The 13,742-nt window shown below is 65.9% G+C and carries 11 protein-coding genes; 1 reads left to right on the forward strand and 10 read right to left on the reverse strand.

Translation table 11 applies throughout. The features are described 5' to 3' along the window. Positions 1 to 56: 56 nt before the first annotated feature. The 3 genes from U8L64_RS05430 to U8L64_RS05440 form a co-directional block, all read right to left on the reverse strand. Positions 57 to 284 (reverse strand): DUF3079 domain-containing protein, encoded by a 228-nt coding sequence (locus U8L64_RS05430; RefSeq protein ID WP_043298439.1) that lies wholly within the window; start codon positions 282 to 284, stop codon positions 57 to 59. Between the two features lie 4 nt (positions 285 to 288). After that, the gene (locus tag U8L64_RS05435) at positions 289 to 1,626 is read right to left on the reverse strand and encodes a coproporphyrinogen III oxidase (RefSeq protein WP_333394669.1); all 1,338 of its coding nucleotides are present in this window, start codon (positions 1,624 to 1,626) and stop codon (positions 289 to 291) included. Positions 1,627 to 1,785: 159 nt separating this feature from the next. Then, complete coding sequence (locus U8L64_RS05440) at positions 1,786 to 2,100, reverse strand: c-type cytochrome (RefSeq protein ID WP_043298443.1); 315 nt, start codon at positions 2,098 to 2,100, stop codon at positions 1,786 to 1,788. A gap of 286 nt (positions 2,101 to 2,386) precedes the next feature. Between U8L64_RS05440 and U8L64_RS05445 the strand changes: the two genes are divergently transcribed. Further along, positions 2,387 to 4,357 carry a DEAD/DEAH box helicase gene (locus U8L64_RS05445; RefSeq protein WP_333394672.1) on the forward strand — a complete coding sequence of 657 codons (1,971 nt, stop codon included), beginning with the start codon at positions 2,387 to 2,389 and terminating at the stop codon, positions 4,355 to 4,357. On the opposite strand, the gene U8L64_RS05450 is transcribed toward U8L64_RS05445, so the two are convergent. The 7 genes from U8L64_RS05450 to U8L64_RS05480 all read right to left on the reverse strand — a co-directional run bounded on the left by U8L64_RS05450 (position 4,354) and on the right by U8L64_RS05480 (position 13,742). Further along, a complete protein-coding gene (locus U8L64_RS05450) occupies positions 4,354 to 6,075 on the reverse strand; it encodes a bifunctional protein-serine/threonine kinase/phosphatase (protein WP_333394674.1) in 1,722 nt (573 codons plus the stop codon). The genes U8L64_RS05445 and U8L64_RS05450 overlap by 4 nt on opposite strands. A 59-nt stretch (positions 6,076 to 6,134) precedes the next feature. Beyond that, a complete protein-coding gene (locus U8L64_RS05455) occupies positions 6,135 to 6,947 on the reverse strand; it encodes a formate/nitrite transporter family protein (protein ID WP_333394676.1) in 813 nt (270 codons plus the stop codon). Between the two features lie 69 nt (positions 6,948 to 7,016). Continuing rightward, positions 7,017 to 7,400 (reverse strand): nitrite reductase small subunit NirD, encoded by a 384-nt coding sequence (gene nirD, locus U8L64_RS05460; protein ID WP_043298449.1) that lies wholly within the window; start codon positions 7,398 to 7,400, stop codon positions 7,017 to 7,019. Next, positions 7,400 to 9,958 carry a nitrite reductase large subunit NirB gene (nirB, locus tag U8L64_RS05465; RefSeq protein ID WP_333394679.1) on the reverse strand — a complete coding sequence of 853 codons (2,559 nt, stop codon included), beginning with the start codon at positions 9,956 to 9,958 and terminating at the stop codon, positions 7,400 to 7,402. Before nirB ends, nirD begins: the two co-directional genes overlap by 1 nt. A 463-nt stretch (positions 9,959 to 10,421) precedes the next feature. Further along, positions 10,422 to 11,696: an SAM-dependent methyltransferase gene (locus tag U8L64_RS05470; protein WP_054094953.1), complete on the reverse strand. Its 1,275-nt coding sequence runs from the start codon at positions 11,694 to 11,696 to the stop codon at positions 10,422 to 10,424. Beyond that, entirely contained in the window at positions 11,683 to 12,498 is an 816-nt protein-coding gene (locus tag U8L64_RS05475; RefSeq protein WP_043298453.1) for a DUF1365 domain-containing protein, read from the reverse strand. The genes U8L64_RS05470 and U8L64_RS05475 overlap by 14 nt, the downstream gene beginning before the upstream one ends. Further along, on the reverse strand, positions 12,495 to 13,742 hold the full coding sequence (locus U8L64_RS05480; protein ID WP_333394683.1) for an NAD(P)/FAD-dependent oxidoreductase: 1,248 nt from the start codon (positions 13,740 to 13,742) through the stop codon (positions 12,495 to 12,497). Before U8L64_RS05480 ends, U8L64_RS05475 begins: the two co-directional genes overlap by 4 nt.

Raw genomic sequence — 13,742 nt, forward strand, 5'->3', positions numbered from 1 at the left:
GGCTGATGCAGCAACTGACTGCGGCGTGCCACAGGCGTTCCGCGGCTGCGGCGCTATCAGCCCTGGCGGGCGATCAACGCCGGATCGGCGGGTTGCTGCGGGATATCGGCGGGCTCGATGTCCCAGTCGCCGTACAGGTACCAGTCCTCGCCGAGCATTTCCGAGGGGTGCATCGTGCGGTCGGCGCCGTTGCCGCAGCCCAGCGAGGTCGCCGGGCAGTAGCGGTCGCAGCCCCAGCAGATGCGTTCGGGATGCGGCGGGTTGAGCGGAAACTTCTTGGCCATGGGGCTACCTCGCGCTCAGCGAAGCGGTATCGGCAGGCGAGAGCGCATCCGTCAGCCGATCTGCCAGTCCGGGCTGCGCCAGCACCGCGCAGAGCGCGGGGATGAGCAGGCAGCCGTCGGGCTGAATTTCGATGCCATGCGCACGCAGGTGCAGCAGGCCTTCACGTTGCAGCTGTTCCAGCAGCGGTTGCAGCGTTGCGTAGCGTTCCTGGAACACGACGCCGGCGCGTGCCTGCAGGCTGACGAAGTCCAGATAGCCATCGCACAGCAGTTGTTCGGTGATCGCCCGCAGCCCACGATCGACACTGGCAGGCAGCAAGCCGCGGTCGGTAGGAAGCTGGGCCTGGGCGAGTGCCTGCCGGTAATCCGCGATCGACGTGTGATTGCGCACATAGAGATCGCCGACCCGGCTGACCGCACCGGCGCCCAGACCGAGATGGTCGAACTGCGCGAGCGTGGTGTAGCCGCCGACATCATGGCGAAGACAGCCAAGCTCTTGCGCCATCGTCAGTTCGTCGTGGGGAAGGGCAAAGTGGCCCAGACCGATGAAGCGGTAGCCGGCCGCGGCGAGACGCTCGATACCGCAACGGTGCAAGACCTGGCTGACATCGGCGGGCGCAAGGCTGAGGCGCCGCGAGGCGGGGGCCGGCAGTTGCCGGTAATCGAACATCGAGACGCGGTCGGGTTGCAGCTCGATGATCGAATCGAGCTTGCGGGCGAAGCTGGTCGGTGTCTGCCAGGAACGGCCGTAGCCGAGGTCAACGTTCACCGAGAGGTAGTGCAGCGTGCGTGCCGCCTCGATCAGCGCGCGAATGCGGCTGGTGCTCTGGAAGTACTCGACGGAATTGCCCAGATCGGCATGCAAATCGGGGACGCTGACGCTCAACTGGTTGAAGCCCAGTTCACGCAGGACGCCGACCAGCGGCCAGTCGGCATGGGCGAGTTCGACCTCGACGCTGAATTCGTTCGGCTCATGAGGGTTGAGCTCGAAGCGCGATTGCACATGGCCGATCAGCCGACGCAACTGGTCGAGACTGGCGCGGCCGGCGTTGAGCTGCAGACGTTCGACGCGAGGATGCTCGCCGAGGTGGCAGGCGTGCAGGTCGATTTCGCGCTCCAGATCGGCGATGTAGAGCGTCAGCTCGTCGTGCGGCAGCAGCGGCAGCTGTACGGCGAGGGAAAGGGGGCGCTGTGCCTTGCGGCTGTCGCGCAACGCGCGCAGCAGGTCGAGCGGTGCGATTGCGGTGGTGAAATCGGCGGTTCGCGGGTAGCCGCACTGATGCAGGTCAAGTTGCCCGTAGCGTTGCATCAAGTGGTCGTTCCAGCGTACAGAGCCAAACATTTGAGCCTCCGAACGGCGCGTATGTATTGGCAATGTGGTCATAGAAGCCTCTTGGAGCGTTGATAAGGGTCAAGACCTAGTTGATTAGTGGGTTAAGGGGTGACGCAATGCACCAAAGGCAGTCGTCGCGGCCAAGCAAGCTGCCTTTGGCGTTGGGTGTTACTTCTGGCTCAGCACCCACTCGGCGAGAATCTTCGCCTCTTCGTCGGTTACCGCGTTTGGCGGCATCGGGATCGGGCCCCAGGTGCCCTGAGAGCCGTTCTTGATCTTGCCGGCGAGCATGGTGGCGGCGTCCGCCTGGCCTGCGTACTTGGCGGCGACTTCCTTGTAGGCCGGGCCGACCAGCTTGGCGTCGATCGAATGACAGGCCGCGCAGGCCTTGCTCTTGAACAGCGATTCGCCGTCCTGCGCCAGCGCCGGCTGCAGAGCCAGAGCGCCGCCGAGGGCGAGCATGGAGATCACGATTTTTTTCATGGGTATTTCCTTTGGGTTATGACGGTCGCGATTTCGCTGACTCAGCGAAATCGCGACGACTCCCAGGTCAGGCACCTGGGAGCCTCGCTGCAATTGTCCGTCGCGCTTTAAGTGATATCTAATGAATACAAATGCAGCTTGATAACAATATCGTTGAATCATTGTGGCTATTTGTCGCACCACAACGGTGCAGGCCCGCGAAGCGTACGACCGTTCCTCTCGCCAGCCGCCCGCGGTCGTGAAAAAAACTTACTATATCAATGACATACATCTCATCGGATCTCGCATGTTGGCTGCCGTGAAGCGCTACACCCTGCTCGTTGCTGGAACGCTGGCGCGCTGCTTCCCACGTACAGCGGCACATCTGCGCAACGAGGACGAGCTGGTATTTCGCCGCTGGGGCAAATCGGTCGCAGCACCGGCCGGTGGCAAGGCAGGGAAAGCACGCAAGGGGAAGGGCAAGCAGGACGCAGGCAAACCTGCGAAGAGTCCGCCGGCACGCCAACGAAGCGCGCGGCCGGTGGCTGCCGACGGTATCTACGCGTCCGGTGAGCTGCCGGTCAGCGCGGCGCAGATCGAGGCTATGCGCGAACAGGTTGGCCGCGCGGTGGCGGCCGGCGTCATCAACATGCCGTCGGATGAGCAGTGGGCGATGATTCTCTGCCGCAGCCCGCTGACGCGGATATTCGCCGGGGCGGGTTCGGGCAAGTCCACCACGCTGGTACTGCGGGTCGTGTTCATGCTCTGTCATCTGGGCATCGAACCGGCGCGGTTGACGGTGATTTCCTTCACCAATGCCTCCTGCGCAGAGCTACGCGAACAATTGCTCAAGCTGCTCGGGTTCTGGGGATTTCCTTTCGATGCCGCGCAGGCGCGCGAATGCGTCCGTACCTTCCATGCCGCGATGGGCATGCTGGCGCGCGAGGTGCTGGGCCGCCAGCAGTGGTTCGAGCAGCTTGACGACAAGGCCGCGTCGGCCGACCAGCCGGACAATCCGCTGACGGCCGCGCGCCTGCGTCCTGCGCAGCAGCGGCTGCTGAAGCAGGCCTACCAGCGCTGTTACAGCGCCGAGGAGGCGTTTCGCCGGCAGGTGCATGAGCTGCTCGGGCTGCCGCCGCCCGCGGCCGAGTCGTCCAGGGGCAAGCGTGCGACAGCGAAGGCGCCGCTGGATGATTTCAAGCTGGCCGGCGAGTTTCGCGCGCTGCCGCTGTACGAGGCGTTCCATGTGCAGATCGGTTTCATCGAAAGCATCGGCCTGCGCATCGACCGGCTGCAACCTGGCGCGCTGCAGTGCGCGCCGCGTGAACGGCTGTTCATCGAGGCACTGGTGGCCTTCCATCGGCATTTCGAGGCCTGCCTGGCCGAGCAGGGTTTGCAGACGTTCAACGGCGCCTTCGTGCAACTCAGCGAGCGCCTGACCAGCGGCGAAGGCATCGCAGCGGAGCAGCTGGCGCCATTCACGCACCTGCTGATCGACGAGTTCCAGGACATCTCCCCGCAGATCGTCCAGTGGCTGCAGGCGCTGCATCGCCGCGTGGTGCGCGACGGCAAGGCACCGAGCCTGATGGCCATCGGTGACGACTGGCAGTCGATCTATGGCTGGCGCGGCAGCTCGCCGGAGCTGTTCATGGACTTCGACAAGTATTTCCCGCGCCGCGGCAGGGCGAAGGGCAGCAAGACGCTGCTGCTGGACACCAACTATCGCTCCATCGAGCCGGTGATTCGCGATGCCGAGGCCGTGCTGGCGGGCGTCGCGTTCAAACAGGCCAAGGCCAGTAAGGCGGCCAGACCGATGCAGCCGGGCGATCACGGAGTGAAATTGGTGCCGCGCTTCGACCTCAACAAGGGCTTGGCGCAGCTGATCGAGCAGATCAACGCGCAGTGTGCCCATGCGGCTGAACGCCAGAGCCGCGAGCGCACCGCGGTGCTGCTGCTCAGCCGGCGCAACGAGCCGCTGCGGCAGATCCAGGCGCAGCTGGACCGCAAGCTGCCGGTTAAGGCCTACACTATTCACCGCGCCAAGGGTTTGCAGGCCGAAGTCGCGATCATCGTCGACGATTGCCTGCCCGCGGAAAAACACCCGCTGCGCAACGCGCTGTATGCCGCGTCCGGCTTCTTTCGCAACAGTTACGACCAGGCGCAGGCCGATGAGAGCCTGCGCCTGGCCTACGTGGCGATCACCCGCGGTGTCAGCCGGGTGCTGTGGTACACGCAGAAGGTGCAGGGCGCCGCGGCGCTGTTGCGCCAGCGCGGCTAGCGCAGCAGCAACAGCGCGACGGTGATGCTCAGCAGCAACGACAGGCCTTTCCAGAACAGCAATGGATTGCGCTCCAGCAGCGGCGGGCGGGCCCGGTTGAGAAACGCCGGGTTAGGCTGGCGCAGCTCGAAGACGAACTCCGACAGCTCGGCATAGCGCCGCGCCGGATCGGGATGCAGCGCCTTGCCCAGCACTTCGTCGATCCACGCCGGGATATCGCGCTGCGCATGGCGCAGCGGCTGATAGCGCAGGCGCCGCTGTACTGCGCGGCTGCGTGCCCTGGCGACGTCGGCGCCGTAGGGCAAGCGGCCGCTGAGCAGCTGATAGGCAATCACCGCCAGCGAATACTGATCCGAACGCGGCGTGCCGGCCTCGCCGAGTAAGTATTCCGGGGCGGTATAGGCGGCGGTGCCGAGCAGGTTGTCCTGCGTACCCGGCGCATTGCGCTCGGCCAGCCCGGCGACGCGGGTCGAGCCGAAATCGATGATCTTCAGCGTGCCGGTGGCGTCGATCATCAGGTTCTGCGGGCGCAGGTCCTGGTGCAGCATTTCCAGGCGGTGGAAGGCGCGCAGGCCGCGGGCGATCTGCTCGACGATGCCGCGCACGGTTTCCAGGTCCGGCTGTGGATGGTCGAGCATCCACTGCGCCAGCGTCTGGCCATCGATGAATTCGCTCACCGTGTACAGGTAGCGGCGCTGCCGCGGTGGCGGACAGGCTTTGACCACGTGGGGATTGTCCAGGCGGCGGGCGATCCACTCCTCCAGCAGGAAGCGCTCCAGATAGGCCGCGTCGCCCCGCAGATCCATCGACGGCGTCTTCAGCACCACTTTGGCGCCGCTGGCTTCGTCGACGGCCAGATGCACGTGGCTGCGGCTGCTGATGTGCAGCTCGCGAACGATGCGGTAGCCGTCGAACTGCATGCGCGGCTCCAGCAGTGGCGGCAGCGCCAGTTCGCCGAGTTGCCGCTGCACGTCGTCGACGGCCTGCTCCGGCAGGCTGTCGATGCGTACCAGCTGTGCGGTGAGGTTGTCGTCGCTGCCGTTGGCCAGTGCCCGCTCGACGATCCGGCGCGCCACCAGGTCGAGCTCGTCCCCATGCTCGGCAACGAGCTGCGCTACCTCCCGTGCGCCGATGTGCTCGTAGACACCATCGGTGGCGAGCAGGAACAGATCGCCGACCGCCAGCGGCAGAGTGCGGTAGTCGATCTCCAGGTGCCGGTCGATGCCCAGCGCGCGGCCGAGGTAGCTGGTATCCGCCGACACGCGCACGCGGTGATCCTCGGTCAGCTGTTCCAGGTCGCCGTCGCGCAGTCGATAGATGCGCGCATCGCCGACGTGGAACAGGTGCGCGCTGGCGGACTTGAGCACCAGCGCGCTGAAGGTGCAGACATAGCCGCGGTCGCGGTCATAGCGGTGCGGGCTGTGGCGGGTCTGCGCATGCAGCCAGGAATTGATCGCCACCAGTACCCGCTGCGCCGACTGCTTCACCGACCAGGCGTCGGAGGTGCAGAAGTAGTCGGAAAGAAAGCTCGCCACCGCGGTTTCGCTGGCGATATGGCTGACCTCGCTGCTGCTGATGCCATCGGCCAGCGCGATGACGATGCCCTTGCTGGCGAGCTGGGCATCGCTGGGCACGCAGGCGCCGTGAAAGTCCTGGTTGGCCGGTTTGCGTCCGCGGTCCGAATGCTGGCCGAGGGAAATGGCGAGTTGGCTGGGCATCTTCATCTGCGCAAAAGCCCCGGCGCGCATGCGAGCCGGGGCCTTCGTTCACTCCAGGGTCAGTAGATGGTGCGCTTGGGTGCGGTGCGCACATGGGTGGTGTAGAGCGTCAGGCCGGTGAAGGCCAGGCCGCCGACCAGGTTGCCCAAAGCGGTGGGGATCTCGTTCCACAGCATGTAATCCATCACCGAGAAGTCGCCGCCCATGATCATCGCCGAGGGGAACAGAAACATGTTCACCACCGAATGCTCGAAGCCCATGAAGAAGAACAGCATGATCGGCATCCACATGGCGATCACCTTGCCGCTGACCGAGGTGGAGATCATCGCGCCGACCACGCCCATCGACACCATCCAGTTGCACAGCATGCCGCGCAGGAAAATGGTCGCCCAGCCGGCCGCGCCGAACTCGGCGTAGCCCAGGGTGCGCGCCTCGCCGATGTGCGAGATCTTCTCGCCGATCGGCCCCGGCTCCGTGGAAAAGCCCATGGTGAAGACGAAGGCCATCATGAAGGCCACGGTCAGCGCACCGCCGAAGTTGCCGAGGAACACCCAGCCCCAGTTGCGCAGCACACCGCCGACGGTTACCCCGGGGCGACGGTCGAGCAGGGCCAGCGGGGTGAGCATGAACACCCCGGTCAGCAGGTCGAAGCCCATCAGGTAAAGCATGACGAAGCCTACGGGAAAGAGCATGGCGCCGATCAGCGGCGAGCCGGTTTGCACGGTGATGGTGACCGCGAACACCGCGGCGAGGGCGAGGATCGCCCCGGCCATGAAGGCGCGGATCAGGGTGTCGCGGGTGGACATGAATATCTTCGATTCGCCGGCGTCCACCATCTTGGTGGCGAACTCCGAAGGGATTATGTAGGACATGGCGGATGCTCTCGAATAGTGGGCAGAAACTTGCAAGTTGTGGGTTGTGCCGCGTCGCCGGCGGCGGATTCAGGCGACGGCGATTTCCACGGCATCGCCATTGAGGCGCACCGGCCAGACCCGCAGGCTTTGTTCGGGGTATTCCAGGCAGCTGCCATCGGCCAGGCGGAAGTGCTGCTTGTACAGCGGCGAGGCGATCACCAGCTCGCCCTTAAGGCTGCCGACGATGCCGCGACCGATGACGTTGGCGCCGGACTTGGGGTCGCGGTTGTCGATGGCGAACAACTGCTCGCCTTCAGCATTCTCGGGCAGGTGGAACAGCGCCACCTGGGCGCCTTCGTGCCAGGCCACTACACCGGAATTGGCGACCAGATCGGCACGGCTGCACAGTGCCTGCCAGGCCGCCGGGGCTGCGGAACGGGAGTCGAGACGAACGACGTTGGACTGGCTCATCAGAGCACCTCCTGGGTAAGTGGGATCAGGTGAAGTTCGCTGGCGCGTACCGGCCGACGCTGGCCGCGCTCCTTGACGAAGTGGATGTCGGGGTCGGCGCGGCCGTCGTTGACGAAGGTGCGGAAGCGCTTGAGCTTTTCCGGATCGGAGATGGCGTTGGCCCATTCGCACTGGTAGCTGTCGACCACGTGCTGCATCTGGCTTTCCAGTTCGGCGGCCAGCCCCAGGCTGTCGTCGAGGATCACGGCCTTTAGGTAATCGAGGCCGCCTTCCAGGCTCTCGCGCCAGACAGAGGTGCGCTGCAGCTTGTCCGCGGTACGCACGTAGAACATCAGCACCCGGTCGATGGTGCGGATCAGCGCCTCGTCGTCGAGGTCGGTGGCGAACAGCTCGGCGTGCCGCGGGCGCATGCCGCCGTTGCCGCAGATGTAGAGGTTCCAGCCTTTGTCGGTGGCGATCACGCCGATGTCCTTGCTCTGCGCCTCGGCGCATTCGCGGGTGCAGCCGGAGACGGCGAACTTGATCTTGTGCGGCGCGCGCAACCCCTTGTAGCGGTCCTCCAGGCGCAGCGCCATGCCGACGCTGTCCTGCACGCCGTAACGGCACCAGGTGCTGCCGACGCAGGATTTCACCGTGCGTAGGCTCTTGCCGTAGGCGTGACCGGTTTCGAAGCCGGCGGCGATCAGCTCGCCCCAGATGTCCGGCAGTTCGTGCAGCTGGGCGCCGAACAGGTCGATGCGCTGGCCGCCGGTGATCTTGGTGTAGAGGTCGTATTTCTTCGCCACCTGGCCGATGGCGATCAGCCCCTCGGGGGTGATCTCACCACCCGGGATGCGCGGCACCACCGAGTAGGTGCCGTTCTTCTGCATGTTGGCCATGAAGGTGTCGTTGGTGTCCTGCAGCGGAATCAGCGCCGGATCGGTGATCGGCTGGTTCCAGCATGAGGCGAGGATCGAACCCACCGTCGGCTTGCAGATGTCGCAGCCGACATGGCCGCGGCCGTGTTTGGCCAGCAGTTCGGCGAAGCTCTGGATGCCCTCGACGCGGACGATGCCGTAGAGCTCCTGGCGGGTGTAGGCGAAGTGCTCGCACAGGCTCTTGTCCACCGCCACGCCGCGCGCGGCCAGCTCGGCATCGAACACCAGCTTGAGCAGGGCGCTGCAGCCGCCGCAGCCGGTGGCCGCCTTGGTCGCGGCCTTGAGTTCGCCGAGATCGGTGACGCCGGCGTCGACCTGGCAGCACACCGCGCCCTTGCTGACGTTGTGACAGGAGCAGATGGTCGCGCTGGCCGGCAGGGCGTCCGGGCCAAGCGTCGGAGCGCCCTCGGTCTGCGGCAGGATCAGCGCGGACGGATCGGCCGGCAGCTTGATGCCGTTCTGCGCGTACTGCAGCAGGGTGTCGTAGTAGCTGTTGTCGCCTACCAGCACCGCGCCGAGCACGGTCTTGCCATCGGCGGATACCACCAGGCGGCGGTAGCTGGCGCTGGCCTCATCGATGAAACGATAGCTTCGGCTGCCCGGCGTGGCGCCGTGGGCATCGCCGATGGAGCCGACATCCACGCCGAGCAGCTTGAGCTTGGTCGACATGTCGGCGCCGTAGAAGGGCTCGTGCGGTTCCTCGGCCAGCTGCGCGGCGACACTGCGCGCCATGCTGTAGCCGGGGGCGACCAGGCCGAACACGCTGCCGTTCCAGCTGGCGCATTCGCCGATGGCGAAGATCGCCGGGTCCGAGGTGCGGCATTCGCTGTCGATCACGATGCCGCCGCGCGGGGCAATCTCCAGCTCCGCGACTCGGCCGAGGGCGTCCTGCGGGCGGATGCCGGCGGAAAACACGATCAGGTCGGTTTCGAGAAATTCGCCGTCGGTGAAGTTCATCCGCCAGGCGTAGTTCTCGCCGGCGACGATCTCCTGGGTGGCGCGCGACAGGTGCACGCCGACGCCCAGCGCCTCGATGCGCGCCTTCAATGCCGCGCCGCCTTCGCCGTCCAGTTGCACTGGCATCAGGCGCGGAGCGAATTCGACGACATGGGCTTCCAGACCGAGCGACTTCAGCGCATTGGCCGCTTCCAGGCCGAGCAGGCCGCCACCGACCACCACACCGCGCCTGGCGCTGCTGGCTGCCGCACGAATCGCATCGAGGTCGTCGAGGGTGCGGTAGACCAGTCGCGCACTGCCTTCGGCGCCAGTGATCGGCGGCACGAAGGGGTAGGAGCCGGTGGCGAGGATCAGTTGGTCGTAGGGCTGGCGGCCGGCGTTGGTGACGACCTCCTTGCGCTCACGGTCGATGCCCAGCACCTGAACGCCCAGATGGGTGTAGACGCCGTGGCGGCTGTAGTAGTCGGCATCGCACATGGCCAGCGACTCGGCGTCGCGACCGCCGAAGTACTCGGACAGGTGCACGCGGTCGTAGGCACGCTGGCGCTCCTCGCCGAACACATGCAATTCGTAGCGGGAGAGGGCGCCGCGCTCGATCAGCTGTTCGATGCAGTGGTGGCCGACCATGCCGTTGCCGACGATGACCAGTTTTTTGTGCGTGAGCGGAGTGACGGTAGAACTCATGGCCTTTCCTCAGTCGAGCTGCTGCGGCACTGGGCCGGCAAAACGCAAAAAGGCGCCTGGAGCTGGTATCAGCTCCAGGCGCCTTTGCCTGGTTTCCGTGAAGTTTTGGGGGTAGTGGATCAGGCGTCGTTGCCTGCCGTTACCCGGTCCCGCGCCTGCTGGCGGGCGGTCGCCGCTGACCGCCTGGGACGACCTGCCTGATTCGGGCAGGTGTTGCCTGGGTATTTGCAGCTAGCGTGCCAAGTCATCTGAAACCGCGCTCCGGCGCTGGCGCAGCGCCGGAAAGTGCGGTTCAGCGGGGTGCGCGGCCACTTCGCTGCGCGGGCGGAGGAGTGGCCGGCGAGATTGCACGCCGGCAGCGCGTTGAACCAGAAGGGTGCGGCGCGGTGCACGCATTCCCCGCTTTGGGGCGATGGTGACGGCCCGGCTGCGCAGGTGCGGGGCGACGGTCGGGAAGCGTGGCTCAGCGCGGTGTTGCGCTTTCCGGCTGTCGGCTTGCCGGGCGTGCCTGCGGCTTGGCCAGCAGCAATTGCGCTGTGCCGATGCTGCGTTCGAGGAAGCCGCCCTCGCAGTAGCAGAGGTAGAACTCCCAGAGCCGGTAGAACTGATCGTCGTAGCCCAGCGTTTCCAGCTCGCTGCGCGCGCGGCGGAAGTTCTCGTGCCACAGGCGCAGGGTGCGCGCGTAGTGCCAGCCGATGTCTTCCAGGTGCAGCAGGTTCATGTCAGTTTCGCTGCCGACCAGCTCGGTCATCCGCTGTACCGAGGGCAGCGCGCCACCGGGAAAGATGTAGCGCTGGATGAAGTCGACGCTGCGCCGCGCCTGCTCGTAGCGCTGGTCGCGGATGGTGATGGCCTGCAGCAGCATCAGCCCGTCGGGCTTGAGCAGGCGCGCGCACTGACGGAAGTAGGTCGGCAGGAAGCCGTGGCCGACGGCCTCGATCATCTCGATGGACACCAGCTTGTCGTACTGGCCGTCGAGGTCGCGGTAGTCCCTGAGCAGCAGGGTGACGCGCTCTTGCAGGCCTTCCTTCTCGATGCGCGCCTGGGTGTAGGCGAACTGCTCGCGCGACAGCGTGGTGGTGGTCACCCGGCAGCCGTAGTTGATGGCGGCGTACAGCGCCATGCTGCCCCAGCCGGTGCCGATCTCCAGCAGATGATCGGTTGGCTTGAGTTCGAGCTTGTCGCAGATGCGCTCCAGCTTGTTCAGCTGGGCCTGCTCCAGGCTGTCGTCGGCGTGCTCGAACAGCGCGGCGGAATACATCATGGTCGGGTCGAGAAAACGCTCGAACAGCGCGTTGCCCAGGTCGTAGTGCGCCGCAATGTTGCGCTGCGAACCGGCGCGGTTGTTGCGATTGAGCCAGTGCAGGCCCTTGAGCAGCGGGCGACCGAGCAGTGCCAGGCCGCCTTCCAGGCCATCGAGCACCTCGAGGTTGGCGACGAACAGACGGACCACGGCGGTCAGGTCCGGGCTGCTCCAGTAACCATGGATATAGGCTTCGCCGGCGCCGATGGAGCCATTGCTGGCGATCAGGCCCCAGGCGGCGCCGTCATGCACGTGGATTTCGGCATGGATGCCGCTTCCGGCGCCGAAAATCAGGCAATCGTCACCCTCGAACACGTTCAACTGGCCGTGACGCAACTGCGCCAGCTGGCGCAGCACGCTGCGACGCAGCAGACCGCCGGCCAGTCCCAGGGCGGTCGCCGGTGTGGCTTTGACGCTCAGGCTAGAGCTTTTCATGGCGAGACTCCTTGGCCGCGACGGTGGCCACGGCATAACGGCCGGTGGTGGGTTGGTGGGCAAAGAACGGGGTGCGCTTGATCGCCAGCCGCAGCGCCTGCCAGTAGATGGCGAGCAGCGTCTTGCCGGTCATCCACGGGAAGCGCAGCAGGTAGCGATGCACGGCGGCGCGCGACAGCGCCTCGCGCTTGAGGCCGAGGGTGGCGTCGAACAGCTTGTGCTCGTCCTGCCAGTCCTCCATGTGTACGCCGATGGCCTCTCCCGGTGGGTTGAAGCGCATGCGGTATTCGAGGTTGCCGGGCAGGAACGGCGACACGTGAAAGGTCTTCGCCACGTTGCAGCGCAGGTTGGCATTGCCGCTGGCCGGCAGCACGTAGTGATAGCGCTCGCGCCAGGGCGTGTTGCTGACTTCGCAGAGGATCGCCGCCAGCTGCTGCTGCTCGTCGAAGCAGTAGAAGAAGCTCACCGGATTGAAACTCAGGCCCCAGCTGCGCGGCTGGGTCAGCAGGCGTACCGGCCCGTTGATCGCGCGCCCCAGCGCCTCGCTGACACGCTGGCGCACCGCATCGGCCAGCGGCATGCCGCGCCGGGTGAACTCCGGCAGGTAGTCGGTTTCGCGGAAGGCGAACGCAGCGAAACGACCGCGGCCGCACAGCGCGGACAGCCCGAGCACCGCGTCCTGCTCGGCAAGGTCCAGATAGAGCAGGCCCATGCGGTAGTGAAAGGCATGCGCGCGCGGGGCGAAGCGGCGGTGCTGCACCCAGCCGTGGTACAGCGCGCTGTGGACGATGGCGCCGCTCATAACGATTCACCGAAGGCCGCCGCCACGCGCAACGCGCTGACCACGCCGTCTTCGTGGAAACCGTTGCCCCAGTAGGCGCCGCAGTAATAGCTGTGCTGCGCACCGAGCAGCTCGTCGGCACGCGCCTGTGCGGCGATGCCGTCGAGGCTGAATTGCGGGTGGGCATAGGTGAAACGCGCGAGCACCTGCTCCGGGTCGATGGCGGCGGTCTGGTTAAGGCTGACGCAGAAGGTTTCCGGCGCCTCGATGCCCTGCAGGATGTTCATGTTGTAGGTCACCGCGGCCGGCTGCTCGCTCGGGCCGCCGAGCCGGTAGTTCCAGCTCGCCCAGGCGCGCTTGCGGCGTGGCAGCAGGCGGGTGTCGGTGTGCAGCACCACGTCGTTGTCGGCGTAGCGCAGCGCACCGAGCACGGCATGCTCGGTCGCCGTCGGCGCGCTGAGCAGACGCAGGGCCTGGTCGCTGTGGCAGGCAAATACCACCTTGTCGAAGCGCTCGGCGCCGGTCCAGGTGTGGATCGTCACGCCCTGCGCATCGCGCTGCACCGAATCCACCGGGCAGTTGAGGCGAATGCGCTCACTGAATGCGCGCGTCAGCGGTTCGATGTAGGCGCTCGAGCCGCCCTCGACCACGTACCACTGCGGGCGCCGGCTGACCGACAGCAGGCCGTGGTTCTTGAAGAAACGCACGAAGAACTGCAGCGGGAAATCGAGCATGTCGCTCAGCGACATCGACCAGATCGCCGCACCCATCGGCACGATGTAATGGTCGATGAAGCGCTGGCTGTAGCGCCCCAGGCGCAGGTAGTCGCCGAGGGTGACGTGCGCGCCGATGCGACCGCTCTGGTAGTCGTCCAGCGCTTCGCGGTTGAAGCGCAGGATGTCACGGAGCATGCCCCAGAAGGGCGGCGAAAGCATGTTGCTACGCTGGGCGAACAGCGTATCGAGATCGTGGCCGTTGTACTCCAGGTCACGCCGGGGATCGCATACCGAAAAGCTCATTTCGGTCGGCTTGTAGGCCACGCCGAGCTGGTCCAGCAGGCGGATGAAGTTGGGGTAGGTCCAGTCGTTGAAGACGATGAAGCCGGTGTCCACCGCGTAGTCCTGGCCTTCCAGGCGCACGTCCACGGTATGCGTGTGGCCGCCGATCCAGCTGGCGGCCTCGAACACGCTGATGTCGTGCTGGCGATTGAGCAGGTGGGCACAGGTCAGGCCAGCGATGCCGCTGCCGATGATGGCGATCTTCAT

This window comes from Pseudomonas sp. FIP_A4 (assembly GCF_036701605.1).
Taxonomy (GTDB): Bacteria; Pseudomonadota; Gammaproteobacteria; order Pseudomonadales; family Pseudomonadaceae; genus Stutzerimonas; species Stutzerimonas phenolilytica.

What these genes read in the sequence shown, in the direction of transcription:
- U8L64_RS05430 (WP_043298439.1), bottom strand. Translation starts at nt 284, where the DNA reads ATGGCCAAGAAGTTTCCGCTCAACCCGCCGCATCCCGAACGCATCTGC.
- U8L64_RS05435 (WP_333394669.1), bottom strand. Translation starts at nt 1,626, where the DNA reads ATGTTTGGCTCTGTACGCTGGAACGACCACTTGATGCAACGCTACGGG.
- U8L64_RS05440 (WP_043298443.1), bottom strand. Translation starts at nt 2,100, where the DNA reads ATGAAAAAAATCGTGATCTCCATGCTCGCCCTCGGCGGCGCTCTGGCT.
- U8L64_RS05445 (WP_333394672.1), top strand. Translation starts at nt 2,387, where the DNA reads ATGTTGGCTGCCGTGAAGCGCTACACCCTGCTCGTTGCTGGAACGCTG.
- U8L64_RS05450 (WP_333394674.1), bottom strand. Translation starts at nt 6,075, where the DNA reads ATGCCCAGCCAACTCGCCATTTCCCTCGGCCAGCATTCGGACCGCGGA.
- U8L64_RS05455 (WP_333394676.1), bottom strand. Translation starts at nt 6,947, where the DNA reads ATGTCCTACATAATCCCTTCGGAGTTCGCCACCAAGATGGTGGACGCC.
- nirD (WP_043298449.1), bottom strand. Translation starts at nt 7,400, where the DNA reads ATGAGCCAGTCCAACGTCGTTCGTCTCGACTCCCGTTCCGCAGCCCCG.
- nirB (WP_333394679.1), bottom strand. Translation starts at nt 9,958, where the DNA reads ATGAGTTCTACCGTCACTCCGCTCACGCACAAAAAACTGGTCATCGTC.
- U8L64_RS05470 (WP_054094953.1), bottom strand. Translation starts at nt 11,696, where the DNA reads ATGAAAAGCTCTAGCCTGAGCGTCAAAGCCACACCGGCGACCGCCCTG.
- U8L64_RS05475 (WP_043298453.1), bottom strand. Translation starts at nt 12,498, where the DNA reads ATGAGCGGCGCCATCGTCCACAGCGCGCTGTACCACGGCTGGGTGCAG.
- U8L64_RS05480 (WP_333394683.1), bottom strand. Translation starts at nt 13,742, where the DNA reads ATGAAGATCGCCATCATCGGCAGCGGCATCGCTGGCCTGACCTGTGCC.